18 protein-coding genes and 1 pseudogene are annotated in these 19,918 nt (G+C 49.7%); all 19 read right to left on the bottom strand.

What is annotated here, in order from left to right; translation table 11 throughout:
• Positions 1-21: 21 nt before the first annotated feature.
• The 19 genes and pseudogenes from JYE50_RS02100 to JYE50_RS02015 all read right to left on the bottom strand — a co-directional run bounded on the left by JYE50_RS02100 (position 22) and on the right by JYE50_RS02015 (position 19,751).
• A complete protein-coding gene (locus JYE50_RS02100) occupies positions 22-630 on the bottom strand; it encodes a histidine phosphatase family protein (protein ID WP_084094024.1) in 609 nt (202 codons plus the stop codon).
• Positions 631-636: 6 nt separating this feature from the next.
• Positions 637-879: a hypothetical protein gene (locus JYE50_RS02095; protein WP_084094022.1), complete on the bottom strand. Its 243-nt coding sequence runs from the start codon at positions 877-879 to the stop codon at positions 637-639.
• A gap of 48 nt (positions 880-927) precedes the next feature.
• Positions 928-1,578 carry a TlpA family protein disulfide reductase gene (locus tag JYE50_RS02090; RefSeq protein ID WP_084094020.1) on the bottom strand — a complete coding sequence of 217 codons (651 nt, stop codon included), beginning with the start codon at positions 1,576-1,578 and terminating at the stop codon, positions 928-930.
• 109 nt (positions 1,579-1,687) lie between these two features.
• Positions 1,688-3,076 (bottom strand): NADase-type glycan-binding domain-containing protein, encoded by a 1,389-nt coding sequence (locus tag JYE50_RS02085; protein ID WP_143329677.1) that lies wholly within the window; start codon positions 3,074-3,076, stop codon positions 1,688-1,690.
• 526 nt (positions 3,077-3,602) lie between these two features.
• Positions 3,603-4,520 carry an alpha/beta hydrolase gene (locus tag JYE50_RS02080; RefSeq protein WP_084094016.1) on the bottom strand — a complete coding sequence of 306 codons (918 nt, stop codon included), beginning with the start codon at positions 4,518-4,520 and terminating at the stop codon, positions 3,603-3,605.
• Complete coding sequence (locus tag JYE50_RS02075) at positions 4,517-5,104, bottom strand: hypothetical protein (protein WP_084094015.1); 588 nt, start codon at positions 5,102-5,104, stop codon at positions 4,517-4,519. The genes JYE50_RS02080 and JYE50_RS02075 overlap by 4 nt, the downstream gene beginning before the upstream one ends.
• Before the next feature lie 232 nt (positions 5,105-5,336).
• The gene (locus JYE50_RS02070) at positions 5,337-5,912 is read right to left on the bottom strand and encodes a hypothetical protein (RefSeq protein ID WP_084094013.1); all 576 of its coding nucleotides are present in this window, start codon (positions 5,910-5,912) and stop codon (positions 5,337-5,339) included.
• A 582-nt stretch (positions 5,913-6,494) separates the two neighbouring features.
• A complete protein-coding gene (locus JYE50_RS02065; protein ID WP_084094011.1) occupies positions 6,495-6,803 on the bottom strand; it encodes a hypothetical protein in 309 nt (102 codons plus the stop codon).
• 205 nt (positions 6,804-7,008) lie between these two features.
• Positions 7,009-7,956 carry an SGNH/GDSL hydrolase family protein gene (locus JYE50_RS02060; protein ID WP_084094009.1) on the bottom strand — a complete coding sequence of 316 codons (948 nt, stop codon included), beginning with the start codon at positions 7,954-7,956 and terminating at the stop codon, positions 7,009-7,011.
• A 333-nt stretch (positions 7,957-8,289) separates the two neighbouring features.
• Positions 8,290-8,874 carry a hypothetical protein gene (locus JYE50_RS02055; protein WP_084094007.1) on the bottom strand — a complete coding sequence of 195 codons (585 nt, stop codon included), beginning with the start codon at positions 8,872-8,874 and terminating at the stop codon, positions 8,290-8,292.
• Positions 8,875-8,933: 59 nt separating this feature from the next.
• Positions 8,934-9,521 carry a hypothetical protein gene (locus JYE50_RS02050; RefSeq protein ID WP_084094005.1) on the bottom strand — a complete coding sequence of 196 codons (588 nt, stop codon included), beginning with the start codon at positions 9,519-9,521 and terminating at the stop codon, positions 8,934-8,936.
• A 529-nt stretch (positions 9,522-10,050) separates the two neighbouring features.
• Positions 10,051-13,335, bottom strand: a complete 3,285-nt coding sequence (locus tag JYE50_RS02045; RefSeq protein ID WP_084094002.1) for a WG repeat-containing protein — start codon at positions 13,333-13,335, stop codon at positions 10,051-10,053.
• Positions 13,336-13,778: 443 nt separating this feature from the next.
• Positions 13,779-14,261 (bottom strand): hypothetical protein, encoded by a 483-nt coding sequence (locus tag JYE50_RS02040; protein ID WP_283399128.1) that lies wholly within the window; start codon positions 14,259-14,261, stop codon positions 13,779-13,781.
• A 21-nt stretch (positions 14,262-14,282) separates the two neighbouring features.
• Positions 14,283-14,351, bottom strand: a pseudogene (locus JYE50_RS15490) (zinc-ribbon domain-containing protein); the annotation flags it as partial.
• 79 nt (positions 14,352-14,430) lie between these two features.
• Positions 14,431-15,021, bottom strand: coding sequence for a hypothetical protein (locus JYE50_RS02035; RefSeq protein WP_084094000.1), 591 nt, complete (start codon positions 15,019-15,021; stop codon positions 14,431-14,433).
• A gap of 18 nt (positions 15,022-15,039) precedes the next feature.
• A complete protein-coding gene (locus JYE50_RS02030; RefSeq protein WP_084093998.1) occupies positions 15,040-16,272 on the bottom strand; it encodes a leucine-rich repeat domain-containing protein in 1,233 nt (410 codons plus the stop codon).
• 153 nt (positions 16,273-16,425) lie between these two features.
• Entirely contained in the window at positions 16,426-16,995 is a 570-nt protein-coding gene (locus JYE50_RS02025) for a hypothetical protein (protein ID WP_084093996.1), read from the bottom strand.
• Between the two features lie 413 nt (positions 16,996-17,408).
• Entirely contained in the window at positions 17,409-18,611 is a 1,203-nt protein-coding gene (gene pepT / locus JYE50_RS02020) for a peptidase T (protein ID WP_084093994.1), read from the bottom strand.
• Positions 18,612-18,716: 105 nt separating this feature from the next.
• Positions 18,717-19,751: a hypothetical protein gene (locus JYE50_RS02015; protein WP_084093992.1), complete on the bottom strand. Its 1,035-nt coding sequence runs from the start codon at positions 19,749-19,751 to the stop codon at positions 18,717-18,719.
• Positions 19,752-19,918 lie beyond the last annotated feature (167 nt).

The raw sequence follows: 19,918 nt of genomic DNA, 5'->3' as shown, positions 1-19,918 counted from the left end.
GTATAGATAAAAACGATTATCTTACTCAATTACGCGGTTCACGTATGCCGCGGTGATCTGTCCGTCATCGCTGACGGTAAACTTCGATACAGATCCGCTTTTTCCCCTGAACCGGAACTTTTCCCGATCCTCAACCTGCTGGCCGGCCAGCATGGACTGCAGGAAACTGAGCGTCACCCCGTGGGAAACCACAAGGATATTCTCCTCCCCGTTTTCCATGATTTCCCGGAAGAAAGGTTCCACCCGTTCCCACAGTTCGCGGTCGCTTTCAGCGGACGGAAAGGGTTTGTAGTCCGGATCAAATCCGGTACCCCTGGGCGTCTTATTCGCCCGGTACCAGTCCATCGGCATCCCGCAGCCTTCTCCCGCGTCGCATTCACGCAGTTCATCGCAAAAAACAGGAGTCAGGTCAAGGCTGCGGTTGATCTCTTCCGCCGTCTGGCGGGTCCTGAGTTGCGGGGAAACATACATCCGGCAGGATTGTCCGCCGATTTCTTCTTTCAGCCATACCCCGATCCGGAAGGCCGTCTCCAGCCCCCGTTCTGTCAGGGTCCATTCATGCCGGGACCCGCAGTGTCCGCTCAGGTGGTGTTCCGCTTCCGTGTGCTGAACGGTCAGGATCGTCTTCATTCGATATTATTCTCCAAGGGAATCCAGTTTATCATCGATCGCGTCGATCATATCGTTCAGCACATTGACCCGGTCTTCCCATTCGTAGTATTCTTCCTCTTCATCGTCCGGGTCCGGTTCCAGGACCATCAGTCCATCCAGTGTGTCCTGGAGCTGCCGTTTGAACTCCGCCAGCTCCTCCCGATCCATTGTTTCAAGCAGGGATTCGTCCAGATCATCGATCTCTTCTGGTTCAAACGGCATAGACATTGATTATCCCTCCTGTTTTCTGTTGTTCCGGGAATGTTTTGCAGGTTATCAGGCGTCACCGGCCTCGGATTCGATGCCCACTTCGGCACCGTCTTCCGTTGCATCAGCTTCAGGCGCGCTTTCTTCAGTCACATTTCCCTCAGCCGCGCTGTTTTCAGCGTCGGTAGTCTCTGTTTTGCCGGTTTCACTGAGCAGTTTGTCAAACAGTTCCGTAAATTCTTCCGTGGAATTTTTGGCTCCGACTTCCACAGCCACGATCTTCTTGTCCTTGTTCACGATCAGGGTGGTGGGAACCCCGTAGACACCAAACTTTTCACCAAGCATGTCTCCGTCATTCATAACGGTAAACTTCAGGCCGAATTCCTTCGCGAAGTTTTCCAGCAGTGCGCCGGTATCATTCTCTTCTATGCTGAGGGCAACCACGCCGATCCGGTCGGAGTACTTTTCCCAGGCTTCTTCCAGGAAGGGGAATTCGTACTGGCACGGTCCGCACCAGCTGGCCCAGAAATTGATCACCATCAGGTCATGGGTTTCAAGGGCTTCGTACAGGGTGTAGTTTTCCCCGCTCAGGGTCTCAATGGAAAAGTCTTCCATTTCCTGTCCAAGCATATCTTCGACGGTCGCCGGCTCTGCCAGTGCTCCGGTCACCAGTGCCAATACCAGCACCAGGCTGAGGGCTAAAATCGTCATTCTCTTCATTGTGTCTTTCCTCCTTACATTCCCCGTCCGGGGAGGTATTTACAGCAACATGCTGTACTTATATAAGGTTTCAGAATGCTGTTTTCTTCCCGAAAAGGCATATTCCGTCTCAATAGAACTGGATTTCGGAGATGTTCATCTCGTATTTTGTGCTGCCTTCACCGATGTAGAAACGGTCAAAATAAAGGTCTACAGACGTTACTGTTCCGTATCCGTCTCCCAGCTGGAACACCTGGTATTCGCGCAGGTATTCGTCCGGAACAGAGATCTTATTCTCATAGGTGCCGTAAGCGGTGTGGATTACCACCCGGATGCTTCTGATCCTGGCACGCTCATAATAGGAGTTGTAAGACTCCGTGTTTCCGTTCACGATCCCGATGGATTTGATCGTTGCGGGTTCATTGAAGACCGCGGTCAGTTCCGGATACTCGTCCTGCATCTCGGAACTCCAGATGGTGTAGTGGAACGCCGTGTCCATGTTCCCGTCGCACATTCTCTTAACCCAGTTGGGCGTGTTGGCGCTGTTCTTGGTCCGTCCCTCCACAAACTGCTGGGTGGTCCAGTTCGCGTACACCTGCGTCAGTCCCGGCTGGGGATTGACGGGAGCCGGCACCGGAGTTGTGTACTGGCTTCCGGACCGGGTGTAATAGAAGGTTACGCTCTCCTGGGCTCCTGCTTTGAACTCCACATACGCGTTTGCAGGCGCGGAATATCCATCCAGTGCCGGCGGATAGATCGGCTGACTGCTGTAGATGACCTGTGTAAAGGATGCCAGCGGCGTCCCGTTCGCTTCGTAGCAATAGATCAGGATCGTCTCGCCGGTGTTTGTCGCGCTGCCGCCGATTCCGGAAGAAGGCGGCGTTGTATAGGTGGGCACATTGTATGCTGTACCGCTGTTGGACGCGCTCGTCCCGATCCCGGCCGTAGGCGGCGGGTTGTACGCGGGCACGTTGTATGCTGCCGGAGCTGCCGTAGGTGTGCTCACCGGCCAGCAGTCGCATTTCTCCGCGTTTTCCAGCACCCATTCCGCGTCAGCCGTCCACTCCCGGAAGGATTCATTCGGCCTGTATTTGTTTATTTCCGACGCGCCGTGGGGCGTAACGGTCACAGAATAGGATCCCGCTCCCGGCAGGTTGATAAACAGGTAGTCCCGGGCCTCTGTCCGCCGCTCTCCCATGATCTTCTGGAATCCCGCCGCGGAAGGTGCCCAGTCATATGTCTTCTTGTACTGATCCCCGGTAACAACAATGGAGTAGAACCCGTGGAGGCTCACCTGATTCGTGGCCCTGTTCTGCAGCACGTTTGCCGTACCTTCATAGGAACCGAGCTTCACAAACGCGCCTGCCTCGTACGCCCGGATGGTAAACGACGCCGCTCCCTGCGTGGTTCCGTAGATCCCGTCATTCGCTCCTCCGTCCGCCATAGCGCCGCCAAATACACTTGCGGCCAGCACCACAGCAAGCACCAGCGATAAAACACTAATCCTTTTCCTAAACATGTTCTCGCCTCCTTATTTGTCCCGGGCAAATAACTCTAAACTTTTCACTCTTCACTCTAAACTTTATCTACTCTAACGATTCTTCCCGTCCGCAGGCATACACTCTGGGTGTCATCCTGAGCAAGGCCGTAGGCCGCGTCGAAGGATCTCCTCCGGATTCAGATTTCAACAACAAGCATGGGAACCATATCGTCCCACCTCTGTGTCATCCTGAGCAAGGCCGCAGGCCGCATCGAGGGGGAATGAAGGAAGCGGTAGCCCAGTGGGCTATCCTGCGAAGCAGGAAGCGACCTGAGTGAGTCAATCGAAGCAAGCAGCAGGTTGTAGCGCCAGCAATACCCGCTGCGCCGACTGAGATTGCGGAGAGGCTCCTCCGGGGCCTTGTTAAGACTTCATTGATCCGAAGGCATACTGCCCTCCGTGTCATCTCGACCAAGCGTAGCGCGTGGAGAGATCTGATTCAATTCCTGAAAACAGCACTCCGTGCTGTTTTTTCCTCCATTTTTAAGTTTTCAGTATTCATTTTTCAGTTTTCAGTAGAAGAATGTCTTCCGCTTTCCACCTGAAGAATGAAATCTTTGACATTCTTCTCATACCTTTCCCCATCCGCAAACACGCAGCTTGCGTGTCCTGCTCCGGGGAATACTTCCACTTCCGCGTATCCCTTCGTGGCTTCCTTCATCCTTTCGCTGTGTTCCGGAGGGATCAGCATATCAGTCTCTCCATGAATAAAAAGGATGGGGATCTCATTTTCTTCCAGGCTGTCAATGGGCCGCATATCCTGCAGCCACCATCCGGTCCGGATCTTCGCCCATACGGAGGCCACATCACCCAGGAATGCCGGCATATGCATGTTCTTCACCAGGCCCTTCACCACCGGCAGGATTTCCGCGAATCCACAGTCCGCGATGGCAAAGTCCACCGGAGGCTTCTCCTCCAGCACGGCAATGGTGGTTGCCGCGCCCAGCGATTCCCCGTGCAGGCCCAGTTCTTCCATGTCCGGATACCGTCCCCGGCTGTCCCGGATCATGGCCATCAAATCCTTCCGTTCCCGGATGGAATAGGTGCACAGGGCCCGCTCATTCAGCCCGTGGCCCCGCACGTCATACACAATGATGTTGTATCCCAGCTCCAGGAATATCTGGGCATATTTCATCATGCCAAACCGGTTATCCGTCAACCCGTGGGTGATCAGCATATATTTGTTTCCGCCATTCGGGTTCTTTAGGAACTCAACGTTAAGCACGTATCCGTCATAACTCGTAACGGTATAATCCGTTTTCTCCAGTTTATCATAAAATGAGAAGTCGTAGTGATTCTCCTGCCATGCCCTGGCTTCTTCCAGAGTCTGCCGCTTTCCGCACAGCACAAAATTCGACAGCAGGTATCCGGCTGCCGCGATAATGACCAGAACCGCCGCGATCACAATGATAGCAATGATCATATTTCTCCCTTTTCCTCCAGCTCATATTCATAGCACAGCATCGGGCATCCCGTGGTCAGATATCCCGCAATAACGCTGGTATGCTTGTCCGGGGACCATATATAGTACGTTGTGAACATGCCGCTGTATTCCTCGGGTTCACCATATTTCCTTTTCATCTTCTTCAGGATATCCTGGAAAACTACCCCCGGTTTTCTGCTGTTGGTTCCGCCGTCTTCCTCAAAAAGATAATGGAGACGGAGCCATCCGTTTTTTCCGTCCGCCCCTTCCAGTTCGCAGTATGCTGTGGTATGTCCAAGGATTTCCCGTTCCCTGTATAAACGTTCCCACTTGTCACTGTACTGTGTTGCTTCCGTAAACGGTTCAAACCCTGATTCCTGGAGTTTCCTGTCGGCTTCGGCAAAACTTTTGACATCCTTCAGTCCGGCATCTCCGTATTCCTGCATGTTCTCCAGGTTTATCCCGATCCATGCGGCTCCCAGGAGGATTACCATCACGATAAACGCAAGCAAACGCCGGTTGCTTCCCCGGACCTGCCTGTATGCTTTCTCCGGATCCCACACGGCGCTTTCAGTATCTTTCATACGTGTTGTTTCCCTTCAGCCTGTATTTTTTTCTTCTTTGAAATGTATTATACAGGACAACCCCTGATTTCTCAACTGTCCCGTCTCCATGGAAACTCTTCACTATATAAACAACAGCATATCTGATACCTCAAACGCTCCGCAATAATGGAATACCTGTGCTGATAACAAAAAGGCATACGAATCATCATTAATCCGTATGCCCCGTTCACTCTCATATACATGGAGTACTTCATGGATTAAAATATTCAAACCGCACTTCAAAAGCGCCATCTTTTTTATACAGCATTGACACTTGTGTTGTTTCGCTCCGCCTCCAAAACCATACCAGCGTTCCATCTTTGGTTGTTGTCTCTCCGGGCTTTCTTCCGATTCTGCTGGACAGCTCTTTCTTGACAGTCATAAAGACTGCCCCCGGATTCTCTGCGTTATTCTGCTCGGTTTCATCCTCAAAATAATGTGCGAACATAACCGCTTTTTTTGTGGGATCTGTAGCAACACCAACTGAGCTTCCCACTGTTGTATTCCTGTATAGCTTACTGCTTTCATAATACCTGTATTGAAAGCCTTCCTTACTCTGAATCTCACCATTGGGAATATATCCGGCTTTCTGTACCAGCCTGTCCGCCTCTTCAATATTTATATCTGCGTTCAGTTTCACCTCTCCGGGCATGCTCATCGAGGAACTGTACCAGATGATCCCGGCAGCAGCAATAATAACAACCAACAAAACCGCGATTACTCTTTTAATTTCGGATCCGTCCTGGTTGTACCACTTTTTCGCAATAACCTTTTCCTGATTATCCATCTCTATCCTCCCGCCCTCGTCAGGCAGTCTTCATACTCCTCTTATACAATACTATTTTCCTTGTTACATTGTCATCATCACAATGTAACAACCGTGTAAATTCTTGCGCCTTCGTAAAAAAACAGCACCAGAAGGTGCTGTTTATCGTCACGGACGACCCAATCAAGCCACTCTCTCCTTGTCATCCCGCCGCAGCTGTGTGACTGCGGGACAGACGTATTGTCTTACGCAGTGTGACATTAGGGCGAAGAACCGATGACCTCCAGTGGAGGAAATCTCATCGGTTCTGAGCTCAACCGAAACAAGCGATCTCCATAGTATGGAGTCACGTCGATTGAGGTTGCGGATACCGCCACCAGGCGGAATATGAGCCTAACGCTGTTTTTCAGTCACTATATACCCATGCCGTTCTCCTTTTTGTCATCTCGACCGAAGTGGAGAGATCTCCTCCGTAGTCTCATTCATTTCTCTGCTGGTATGACATTTCACCTTTGCCCAAAGTTCCCGCAAATCAAAAAAATCGCTCCATCCGGAGCGATTTATCCACAATTATTCATTTTTCAGTAGAGCCAGGTCCCCAGCTCATTTCTTCTCATGATGTTTATTCCACCTGTAAACAAATCGTATGATATATTCCACAAATCCAACGATTGCGATAACCATACCGGCATCTATGATCCAGGACTCTGAATCAATAAGATCTGTGACAGCCATGATTGCAAGACCAATGATTGAAATAACCGGAAATCCCATATTTACGTCATCACAGGCTCCTGCAATGATGCGTGCCTGTCTGAAGCCTAATCTTGTGTATTTTACCCGGCGATCCACATGAGTGTTCTCTTTTTCCATCTCATCCATGAGCACAAAATTGGACTTCTTCTCGGACATTTTCTTCTCCTTCGCCTGTCATTCTCTCAATGTCATCTCGAGCGTAGTCGAGAGATCTGATCAATTCAGGGAAAACAGCACTCTGTGCTGTTTTATCCACCATTTTCCGATTAAAGTGTCATCCTGAGCAAACGAATGTGCAGTCGAAGGATCTAGTTTTCAGTTTTAAGTAGTGTCAGCTTGCTGACACCAAAATTCTGGCATGTCAGAATTTTGCCTTCCTTATCTCTTCCACCAAATTCCTCCCGTACGTTTCCGTCCCGACCACATTCGGGTGCAGGTTATCCAGGAAGTATTCCGGCAGGTGCGGGACCAGTTTAAATCCGTCCACCACTGTCACATTCGGATACTGTGACGCGATCTTTTTCACGTTCTCGCAGAAACGTTCCAGCACCGGAAGCTGCTCTGGCAGGTCTCCGCGCCACAGCGGGGAGATGCACAGGATCGGGATCTTTGTCCCGTAAATGCCGGTCAGTGTCTCGTAGTATTCTTCCACGTCCTTCATGGTCTCGCATCCGAACTGGTTCGTTCCCAGCGCCACGATGATCTTGTCCGGCGTGTATCCTTCCATCTTCATCAGGGACTTCTTGTCATACACATATCCGCCGATTCCCTGGTTGATGATGTCATAGTTCAGCAGCCGGTTGGCCACGCTGACGTAGGTCTCGGCAGAGCGCAGCGGCCCGTATCCCTGGGTGATGGAGTCTCCCAGCCACAGCACCTTTTCATTCTTTTTCGCGGGTGTATACGCTCCGTCAATCTCAAAATTCCGGATCAGCACCGTCGCGTCCGCGGGCAGGTAAAGGATGACATCCTTCTTCCCTTCCGGAAGCTTCCAGGTCAGCTTTCCTTCCCTGGGCAGATCCTTCACATAACGGATCTCCATGATCTGGTTGTCCACCGCCACCTCAAAAGAGTCTTCGGATCCCACCCAGATAATCCTGTATTCAAAGGAGATCGTGGTCGCGTCCGTGTTCATCTCCAGGGTCTTCGCGGTCGTTGCCATGCACCGGTCATACCAGAAATCAAACGGTCCATTCCTGAAGTAATCCATCTGCTCCTTCGAGTACTGGAAAGCCTGCAGGTATCCGTCTTCTGTTTCCTCAAAGAAATAAGCTCCGAAATAGATATCCTGTAATTCCCGGTTCGTCATATGTGATTCTTCCTCCGTATTCTCAGCAGTTCCCCTGCATTATACAGAATCACACCTGTCCGCTCAATCCTCTCGGGCAATTTTTCAGCAAAAAGTGTCATCCTGAGCAAGACGAGAGTAGCGAGCGCAGCCGAAGGATCTCGTCTCATCCGCAGGCACACACCCGTTGTCATCCCGCCGCAGCCGTGTGACTGCGGGACTGACGTATTGTCATACGCAGTGTGACATTAGGTCTGTCCCTCTGTCACGCAGCATGGCTAATCAGGAAAAACAGCGCTCCGCGCTGTTTTCTCCACCATTATGAATTATGCATTATGCATTGTTTTCTCCCTTTTACTTCCAATACTCGTATTCCAGCAAAAACCTATTGTCTCTCGAATAGATCAGGCTCACTTTTGTTCTTTTGTTCAGTTTCCAGAACCATCCATTTTTCTCTTCCTTTATCACCGATGGGTTCCCCCAGATTTCTCCCCTCAGCGTTGTCGCGATGGTTCTCCAGGTATTGCCGGGAACATCCGCGTTGTTTTCCTCACTTTCATCCGTAAACCAATGGACAAAATTGACCTCCGTTCCGGATTTGGAAACAGTAAGCACACTGCAGTCGGTTGTAAAACCGAAAGCCTCACTGCTTTGATAATACCGATGATAATGCTGATCATCTGTTATAACGTCACCCTTGGGGATATACCCGGCTTCCTGCAGCATTGCATCCGCCTCTGCCATATCCATATCTCCCTTCAGGATCACTTCTCCGGGCAAAGCCGGCCCGCGATGGTATTCAATCCATTTAGCCAATCCAAGCACAGAGAAGCAAAAAAGAACAACAATCACCAGTATCTTTCTGACATTTTTCCTTTCGGATCCGTCATTTTCGTAAAACTTTGGATCAATTCGCTTATCGTCATTGTAGTTGATCATCTTTTTTCTTCTCCATTGTCATACAGTTGCACGTTGCAAATCTTCCCTTTTGTGATTCTTTAGTCTGTGTAACGGTATTCCAACATAACCACACCATCATCGGCATATGTCATATGAACGCTTGGTCCTCTGCGCAGTATCCAGAATATCTCATCCCTGTCTTCTGCAGGTCTGTGAGGAGTTTCCCTGGATCTTACAGTCACTTGTGACGCGATGTATACATAGACTTCACCCGGATTATTCATGTTGTTCTCTTTACTTTCATCATCAAAATAGTGAATGAAACTAACACTTTTTTTCCCGGATTTCGCTACAGCAAGTTCGCTGCGCGTGGTTGGATAGCCGTAGACCTCACTGCTTTCATAGAACAGATGATCATAGTCGTCATCTGTTTTAACTTCATCCAGGGGAATAAACCCGGCTTTCTCCAGCCGTTCATTCGCTGCGGAGATATCCATATCCCCCCTCAGGATCACTTCCCCGGGCAGGGCAGGCAGGCGTGTTTCTTCCAAAGATGTACCAAGTATATAGCCAATCACGCCAACGACCAGGATGATCACCAGGATCTTTAAAACATTTCTTCTTTCAGATCCGTCATTGCGGTAAAACTTTGGATCAATAGACTTGTCATTATTATATTTGATCATGTCTTTTCTGCTCCTTCGTCATACTGCTTCACGTTATATGCTTGTCGTAAACCCTGTCCTCGTTTTTTTCGCATACAATATACTATATTCCTTGTTTCAGTGTCATCATCACAATGTAACAACCGTGTAAAATCCGCAAAAAAACAGTGCCCTTCTTGTCATCTCGACCAAACAAAGTGCGTGGAGAGATCTGTCCCGCCGTGGCGATTTCAATGAAAAAACAGTGCCCGAAGGCACTGTTCTCTCTATAATCCCCGCCGCAGCGTTGACATATTTGCCTCCGCATTAGATGTCATCCTGAGCAAGCGGTGCGTAGAGAGCGCAGTCGAAGGATCTCCCGAAGCAACAGTAACTCACACGTTTTCGGTAGAAAACATTTCACATTGAACCGCTCGCGGTTCAATATTTCACATCGGCCATCGGCCGATATTTCACATATCAAAGCAACACCGTTGCTTTGATATATTTCATTTACCCGCCAGGGTTACTCTCCTACTTCCTACCTCCTACCTGATGGCACTTTCCTGCCTCAATTAACTCCCACTTCAATCCCGCACAGTACTTCCCGTCCGTCCTTCTGGCACCTCACAACAAGCGTATTCCCGTATACCGCCGGGCAGCTTGTCACTTCTCCGCCCAGCTCCAGGCTGTACTTAACAGTGCCTAAAAAGCCGTCCAGCACATACATGTTTCCGCTTTTGTCAAACTGGATCAGATATCCAATACCGTCTTCCGTATATACAATTACCGGTGAGGAAACCGCCCGGTCTTTGATCGGGGTCTCCCATTTCTTTTCTCCGTTGCGTTTCCAGTACGCCACAACCGCCGAATCCGCGTTCCGGTTGTCCGGTGTTTCTTCATCAAACGCATATCCGGCGACGGTGAAATATACAATATTTTCCAGCCATTCCTGTCCCACAACCGGCGAGGCGAAAATGCCGCCCAGGAGAGCGTTTTCTTTTGTCAGTTTTATTCTTTGCTCCCACTTTGTAAGCATCCGGTCTGCATTGATACTATATATTTCGCATTCATTGTGGGTAGTTTTTTCCATGCATCCGGCATACAGAACAGTACGGTCCTCCGAATCCTTATCTACAGCTATACAGGCTGCTGTTTTCCCGGATACATAAACACAATCTTCAAAGATGCTCACGCTCTCATCCTTCATACAGTCCCAGCGAAGGATATCATTGTCTCTCGAAACATATACATTGTTCCCGTCCGCGCTGGCTGGAACGTTGGAATACTTGGTGTGATTATACTCCGCCCTGTATGCGCCTGTTATGTCCACACCGCTTATGCCATCCTGCCCCTGTTTTACGTTCAGGCCGATAGACACAAGATCCGTCTGCGGGGAATTCATCATCAGCCAGCCGTTCTGGTAGATCACGTCTTTTCCCTGTCGGGTATACAGCACTTCATCCAGTTCCGTTCTCCGGCTTCCGTCTGTCAGGTCATAGCAGATATACCCTTCTTCCGCCGGACAGATGATCAGCGGCAAGTCTGAAAGGGCTGTCGCCGTTCCATGGAGTTTTTCTTCCCTGTCCTCGATCGGCGCCCGTGTTTCTTCGCCGGTTTTCAGGTCAGCAAACCAGATCTTCCCGTCTGTTCCGACCGCAATCACTTCCGTCAGGGTAGAATTCTCCCGCTTTTCCGGTTTCAGGGACGTCATGCTTTTCCTGATCTCATCCGACCATTCAACGATCAGGGGCTGCCAGTGAATATCCTCTGTTTTTACTGCCGGCCCGATGTCCTTTTCCCAAAGCACTTCCGGAACACAGATGTCCCTGACCGTCCCTGCGGAAGCATTCTGCCGGTAAGGGGATCCCCTGAATGCATATACGCCTTTCTCTGCGGTTTCCTCCGGCAAACTCTTGTCAGTCAGTTTAAAGTTCGACGCTTCTTCCGGTAATACTGACACCGTTTCACTCATATTGTCTAGTTTGCCGTTCTCATCCGGCACCAGGTCATAGTAGTCGTCACGTTCCCAGTAGCCCGGGGCTTTCCGGCTGTAAAAGCACCAGTCCTCACCGTAGGTTGTGACAAAGCTGTCCATGCTGCCGAATTCCAGTCCGCTTCCTTCTTCCAGGGGTTCGTACTGTCCGTTTTCTCCGTAAACCAGCACAAACTTCGAATAATCCTCGTCCTCCATCTCCGCAGTGTTTTCCAGCAGTTTCCACTGCATCATCCTGTCGCGTCCGAGGTTGCATGTCCCGTCTTCATAGAAGATTGCCATGTCTCCTTCGCTGTCATCCCATTCACCCACCAGCGCCTGCGTGGCATCCTCCAGGGTCATGTTATCCGGGGAAAAACGGATACCTTCCTCCAGCCAGTGCTGGACTTCATCCCGTTTTCCGTGCTCAGCCCAGACAACTTTTCCTTCCCTGTTGATATAAACGTCCAGCAGTTCATACCTGTCATCCATGAACATCACATGAGCCAGGCCGTTGGAGAAAGGCTCCGCTTTGTCAAATGGGAAACCGCCGAACATCATTTCGCCGTCCGGATTCACATAACCGTACAGCCATCCATCAAACGGCGTACAGATACATTCCCAGCCTTCCTCAAAAGGAACCGCTGACGGATTATACTTATACCTGTCATACTGCTCCCGATTCAGGACCGCCTGCAGAATAATCTGTCCTCTTGTATCGATCAGAGTGGATACGTTGTAATCCTCTATGTCCTCCGGCTCCTCCTCTGACTCATTATCCCATTCAATATCCGGTTTACGGTCAATCCACGCCCGTCCGTTCCTGCCGAACGCGGACAGTGCCATATAGTATTTTTCACTGGCCCCATGCCATTTGATCCGTTCACCCTTCGTGTCATAATACCAACCGTCATGCATAAGCATCCTGCAGGGGTTCAGCGCAGCCTGTTCTTTGACGCGTTCATCCACAGGCATCTTCTTTCCGTCCGGCAGCAAAGCCTGGCCTGAATTCTCCGCATAAACAGCTTTCAGCGTTTCTACCCATGTATAATCCTCACTGTAGAAAAAAATATCATCCACATTTTTCACGATGATCTTTCCGTCACAGTCGATCAGGTGTTTATTGTAGTTCTTTGCATCGGCTGCCAGCATATAGGTGTCCGTAACCTGATACGAATAATCCTCTACAGGCTCCAGTGAATCAGTCACTTTGATCGGAAAGCGGTAGATACCGTCATGCAGCTTGTTACCCTCGCTGTCAAGGATAATAAACGCATCTGTCATATTTGCCTCTATTGATATGTTTGTCCCCCGCTGATAGTCGGTATAACAAAACCCCAGGATCAGTCTTCCGTTCCATCCACTGAGGCAAAAATCACTCGGATTCGTTCTACTCCGCAAGTAATTATTATAATAAATCTCATTTTGTTCAGCGCCCGGCGAAAGCTCATAGCCCAGGAACTCCCGATCCAGCTCGATCAGTTTCCCGGAACCTGCAAGGAAAAGGGCATACCGGTTTATGTCTTTCCGGTTGTACAGGAGAAAGGCGTTTCCCACGGCATTCGGTATTTCTTTAGCACCATAATCCATACTGTATTCATTTTCTGTCAGGCACCATTCAGACAGTTTTGTCACTGTCTTTCCCTGCCTGTCTATGAGTGTGAATGCCCAAGTCTCCGGATCCTCCACCACAGCCGCGTATCCCGCGTCGGTAAAGGGCTGGGCCTCGTAATACACAGGATCGATCACCCATTCCCCTTGTGCGTTGATATACCCCTGTTTCCAGCCTTCCTGCGCAACAAACAGGGGCTCGTCTGCCACGGCGGCAGTAGTACACAGGATACTCAGCAATACAACCATCAGCACGATAATCTTTTTCATCACTTGTTACCTCCACCTGTCGCCGTGGCAACTTTTCACTCTAAACTCTTCACTCTTCACTTTGTCATCCCTGGCAAAACAATCATCCTTATTTGTTCCTCTGTTGATATGACGATCAATCTATGCTTTTGGTTCCGGCGGCCCATGGCCAACTTTTCACTTTTCACTCTTCACTGGGAACTTTTCACTGATTATTTAGGCCTAGCGCAGCGTAAACATATTTGCTTTAGCAAATATCCCGTCGCAAAGCGACAGTAACTTACACATTCGCAGTTGCGAATATTTCACATTGGGCTTCCGCATAAAGTGTCATCCTGAGCAAGCGGTACGAAGGGAGCGCAGTCGAAGGATCACATCGGCCGAATCACGGCCGATATTTCACATTGTCGAAGACAATATTTCATTAACCCTTTAGGGTTACCTCCTGCCTCACCATTTCCCCTTCATTTAACAAACAATTCTTTTCTTCTGGAGTAGTATACCCAGTTGATGACCCCCAGGATCATATATCCCACAATCGTACTGATTATTGTTGAATTCTCAAAACTGTTTCTTTTTGAAACAAGCGATACAGCTCCGATATATAACACACGCACCGCAATCCATCCAAGGAACATAATGCCCATCCATTTGAGGGCTTTTCTCCTGAATTTTATCAGCCAGAAACCGACACAATACATCAGTATCGCTGTAAGCAGGCCCATCACACCATAAACAATATTCAGCTCCTTTATGCCCGGATAGAACATATTTACAAGAACCGTAATGTCTACTCCGTTATAGATATACAGATTCCACCCTGTGATTGCCTGCACCGAAAAGAAAACCCGGGCCGCTCCCGCAATCATAAGGATGGCGATGAATAATATATGCCATTTCAGTTTGTATGCTTTGGGGTCAGCTGTATCGATTTTCTCCTCCGTCACGCTTTCCTCTTCAACATACTCTGTCCCGCACCTGTAGCAGATTCTGTCTTCGTCCCTGATCTCTGTTCCGCAGTTCTTACAGATTTTCATCGGTTTCCTCCGCTGGCATAATTATGTTTTATTTGTCATCTCGAGCTTAGTCGAGAGATCTGATCCGTCTTCTTGTGATTCATTTGTTTGAATAATGGTATTCCACCACAAACACGCCGTCACTTGTATATAGCATATGTACCTTTGTTTTTCTGTTCAGGCTCCAGGTCCATGCCTTATCCGACGAACTAACCATTTTTGGGTATTCATCGATTTGTTTGGTCAGTATTGTATAGATAGCTTTAAATTTTTCCCCTGGATTGTCCGCGTTATTCTCTTCACTGTCATCCTCAAAGCAGTGAATAAAATACATGCCTTGCGAACCGGTTTTATCGACAGCCAGTGCACTGCGTACCGTTGTATAACCGAAAACCTCACTGCTTTTATAATACAGTTTATAATATCGATCATTTGTTTTTACTTCATCCTCTGGAATATATCCGGCTTCCTGCAGCAGTTCATCCGCTGCGGCAATGTCCATATCACCCTTCAGGATCACTTCCCCGGGCAGGGCAGGCACACGCTGGTTCTCCCTCCACAAGCCGAATCCCCATAGAGCAGCGGCGACCAGCATGATAATCAATACGATCCTGATAACCCTTTTCTTTTCTGATCCGTCATTGCTGTAAAACTTTTCAGCAATACGCTTGTCGTCATTGTAGTTGATCATCTTTCTTCTATCCCTTCGTCATACTGCTGCGCGTTCTTCCCGTCCAACAAACACTATAAAATGTGTCACTCTTCCTGTTGTTCCCTGCTCGGAGCCAGCCTCTTTGATTACTTCCACATCTTTGTCAATTCGCATCACGAACCTGTCATATACGTATCGGGTTGAATCCTTAGGAAGGTTCCACTCGATGCTTCCGTCTTTCTCTTCCGCTATGGCTCCGTTTACTCTTTCAACAAGTTTCGGACAGCAGCTGATATCAAGCTTCGTCAGCTTGTTACCGTCACACTCCAGGCGTTTCACAAGGGGATTATTGCTCAGATCCAGCTGGGGCAGCTGGTTATTTGAACATTCCAGCACTTCCAGCTTGGGATTGTTGCTCAGGTTCAGGTCTGTCAGCTCGTTACCGTTGCAGCACAGCTGATACAGTTTCGGGTTTTTGCTGACGTCCAGTTCTGTCAGCCCGCACCCTTCGCAGACAAATCCCCACAGATCAGGATAACGTCTGAGATCAAGATCCTTTATCTTGCATCCGGAAACACTCACCTGAATCATTTTTAAGTTCCGGCTGAAATCTATTTCTTCAATCTGATTATCGTAGCACCATAGGGAGGTAAGCTCGGCGTTTCTGCTTATGTCCAGCTCGGTCAGTTGGTTGCCCCAGCATTCAAGCCATCTAAGCTTTGCGTTCAGTCTCACATCTATTTCCGTCAGATGATTCTCGTAGCATTCCAGCTCCTCCAGTTCCGTGTTGTCCCTGACGTTCAGTTCAGTCAACCCGTTAATGCCGCACTGCAGGATCTGGAGTTTCGCGTTTTTGCTTACATCCAGTTCCGTCAGCCTGTTATTTGGGCAGGTAAGATTTACCAATTCCGCATTGTTGCTCACATCCAGCTTTTCCAAACGATTATGACTCAAAAAAATGCGATCCAGCTTTTTGTTATGGCTGATATCCACTTCAGTGAGCTCATTATCATCGGCATAAATGTTTTTCACTTCAGTCAGGTATTCCACGCCCTGAAGGCTTGCTATACCTTTCTTTGCTATATTAAGATACTCTATCTTCTTTATTTCTTCCCCACTGAGCTTTCCATCCTGGTCCAGGTCAAATGCCGTCACGGCTTCCCGGAATGCGCTGTCCGGAAAATGTTCCTCATCGATTCGCACATCTGCCGGCTTTTTGAAAATGAAATAACCAGCCGCACATGCAAGCACAAGTACCAGAACCAGCAGTAACCAGATCTTCTTTTTCATCTTCATTCTCCTGTCTCAGCCCAGTGGTTTCATTGTCCTCGTATACAATACTATATTCCTTGTTTCAGTGTCATCTCCTCAATGTAACAATCCTGTAAATTCTGTAAAAAAACAGTGCCCGAAGGCACTGTTTTCTCAATCATTATTCATCTTCTACTCTTCATAAGTATATCTCAGTTCAAACATACCGTCTTCCACATACATCACTGCTGCTTGTTCCTTTTTATTCACGATCCAGTACCACACAGTTCTCCCCTTTGGTGTTTTTGCCTCGGTGGGCTTCTTCCCAAATCTACGGGTCATTTCTCCCTTTACGGTAAAAAAGATTGAACCCGGGTTTTCAGCGTTATTCTGCTCATTTTCATCAGCAAAATAATGTGTAAAATATACAGCTTCCGCAGGGGTTTCTACAGCGCAAACTTCGCTACCCAGGGTTTTTATACCGAAAAGTTCACTGCTTTCATAAAACCGATAACGACAATCTTCCGTGCTTTTGATCTCATCCTTGGGGATATATCCGGCTTTCTGCACCAGTTCATCAGCAGTCTCAATGCTCATACTGCTGTTTAGTTTCACTTCCCCGGGCAGCGTCATCAATGTGCTGTACCATATTATGCCTGCTGCAATAGCCAGAATGATCAGCAGAATTTTAATAACCCTTTTTATTTCTGATCCATCCTGCTTGTACCACTTAGAATCAATTGCCTTCTCTTTCGTGTCCATTCGATTTCCTCTCGGCCTTTCTCAGTCCAATGGTTTCATTGTCCGTCTATTACAATACAGCATCTCTTGTATCATTGTCATCAATACAATGTAACAACCGTGTAAATTCTAAAAAAACACCCGTCGCAGCGGTTTCAATTCAAAAAAACAGTGTCATCAGACACTGTTTTCTCCACCATTTCCCGTAAAAAATGTCATTCCGGGGTTCGGAACGCCCGGAAATAGAGCCAGTGGCTCTATTTCAGTGGAGAACGGGCGGCAGCCCCGGGCACGAAGTGAGTCGAGGAATCCCTTACTACGCCGCAGGCGCTTTAATTCAGAAAAAACAGTGCCCGAAAGCACTGTTTTCTCCATCATTTTTAAGTTTTAAGTTTTCATTTTTCAGTTTTCAGTAGCGTCTGCTTGCAGACGCATTATTTTGCGCTGACAAGCGCAACCAGCACGTCGGTCATCCTCTCCATCGCTTCCACTGGTATCAGTTCCTTCCTCCCGTGGAAGTTGTATCCTCCCGTGGACAGGTTGGGACACGGCAGTCCCTTGTAGGACAGCTGTGCGCCGTCTGTTCCGCCGCGGATCGGTTTGATGATCGGTTCCACTCCGTTCTCCTCAAAGGCCTTCTTTGCCCTTTCCAGGATCTCCGGATGCTGTTCCACGATCTCCTTCATGTTCCGGTAGGAGTCCTTCAGTTCAACAGCCACCGTGCCTTCCCCGTAGCACTTGTTCAGCGTCTCGCATACGGTGGTCATCATGGCTTTCTTCTCTTCCAGCTTGCCCAGGTCGTGGTCACGCAGGATGTACCGCAGCTCCGCGGCTTCCTCGTTTCCGGACATCCCTGTCAGGTGATAGAATCCCTCATACTTTTCCGTATGCTCCGGCCGTTCCCAGGGCGGCAGCATTCCGGCAAACTCCATGGCCACCAGCGACGCGTTGATCATCTGGTTCTTCGCGCTGCCGGGATGAATATTCACGCCCTTCACCCGCACAATGCAGGAAGCGGCGTTGAAGCATTCATATTCCAGTTCTCCCAGGGCACCGCCGTCCACTGTATAGCCGAAGTCCGCCCCGAAGCCCTTCACGTCAAACAGGTCCGCTCCGCGGCCGATCTCCTCATCCGGCGTAAACGCCACGCAGATCTTCCCGTGATTCGGTGCGTCCGGCGCCGTCATCCTTTCGCACAGGGTCATGATCTCCGCCACCCCGGCCTTGTCATCCGCGCCCAGCACCGAGTCGCCGGATGTCACGATCAGCTCCTGTCCCTTCAGTCCCGGCAGGAAGCTGAATCCGCTGATTTCCACCCCGTTCTTCAGGCGGATCACGCCGCCGTCATAGGATGGGATCACCTGCGGCACTGTTTTCCCTGGCACCGCGTCCGAGGTATCCATATGGGCGATCAGGCCGATGGCCGGTGCGCCTTCCGCGCCCTTCGCCGGGATCCATCCATACACGTATCCGTGCTCATCCATGAAGGCATCCTTCATGCCCATGGCCTGCATTTCACTGACCAGCATCTCCCCCAGCACCTTCTGGCCCGGGGTGGACGGACAGCACTCGTTTGCCTCACAGGAGGTGGTCTCCACCTGTACATATCTCAGGAACCGTTCCTTTACATTGCTCATAGCTTACTCCTTTGGTCTTTGTTGTTATATTATCCCAGATAACCGATCCCCTGACAAGCATAAAAGAAGATCCCGGCTTTTGCCGGGATCTAATAAACAATGCCATTATCCCACGGTAGGAGCGCAGATCTGTTCCGCAAGGGCAGCCAGGTCCAGGCCGTTCAGGTCAGCCCCGACCACAGACAGGGAGTACATGATCTCTGCTGTTTCGTCATACCACAGGCAGCGTTCCACCTTGTCGCCGGTTCCGCTTTCAGCCTTGGCAACGCTGCCGGAGCACAGGTGCACCCGGGTCTGTTCCTCATTTTTCCAGTCAAAGTACATCCCGGAGATGTCCATCAGCTCACCGCTCTTCAGCTGCATGGGCTGGGTCCGGAAGCAGTATTCCGCGCCTTTCCAGCTGAACTGGATCTCCGCCAGCATCTCCGCGCCGTACCAGCGGTAAGCCACCTTTTCCGCGCCTTCCGGCAGGGTGAAGGCCAGTCCGGTTTCTTCCTGCAGCCGGTCCGCGGTCACATTCTCCCACGGATTGCCGTAGGACAGGTTCGATCCCATCTGGAATCCCACAAAGCCGCAGTCGTTCTGCTCGTCATAGAAGAACCAGTTCTGCAGTTCCGTCGGCACGGTGTCCGCCACATCAAAAGTATGGGCCCAGAACTTCATGCCGTCCGTGAACAGTTCCAGGGATGTTCCCGGCTTATACAGCATATACTCTTCTCCCTGGGTGATGCCGTAGGGTTCCGTGTACACATACCGGACGCCGTCCTCGATGCTTTCCTCTCCGATCGTCTGTTCCTGTTTCAGTTCGTCCACCCGGATCTTCCAGGTCTTTTCATCCACCTGTTCCACCAGGGAAAGCTTTCCGCTGAAGGTGCAAAGGTACAGGCTTCCGTCCGGATATTCCTCCGCGGTCTCGCCCATTTCACTGTCGTGGTAGTCTCCGCTGAATGTTCCGTCCGGCAGGATCTCCAGCTCCGTGGCCCATCCGCCCGCGCCGCTGCAGAATTCCCATCTGATCCCGTCAAACTGCGTGAACAACTCGTTGTTCCCTTCCGCGAATGCCGGTCCGGTCATAAGCACAGCGGCCAGCAGGGCACCCATCAGCCGCATCATCACTTTTCCGTGGTTTCGTTTGGTCATCGTTCCTGTTACCTCCTTAGGACTTGATATACCAATATAACGAACCAATGTGCATTTTTTGTCCCGGTGCCGACGGCAGGATGGCAGCGGGAGAAAACTCTTCACTGGAAACTCATCACTGATCACTCTTCACTTTTATCCACTTTTCGCATTTATCATTGACCGCA

Source organism: Aristaeella lactis (assembly GCF_018118585.1).
Taxonomy (GTDB): Bacteria; Bacillota; Clostridia; order Christensenellales; family Aristaeellaceae; genus Aristaeella; species Aristaeella lactis.
This window is presented reverse-complemented; position numbering and strand designations above follow the sequence as displayed.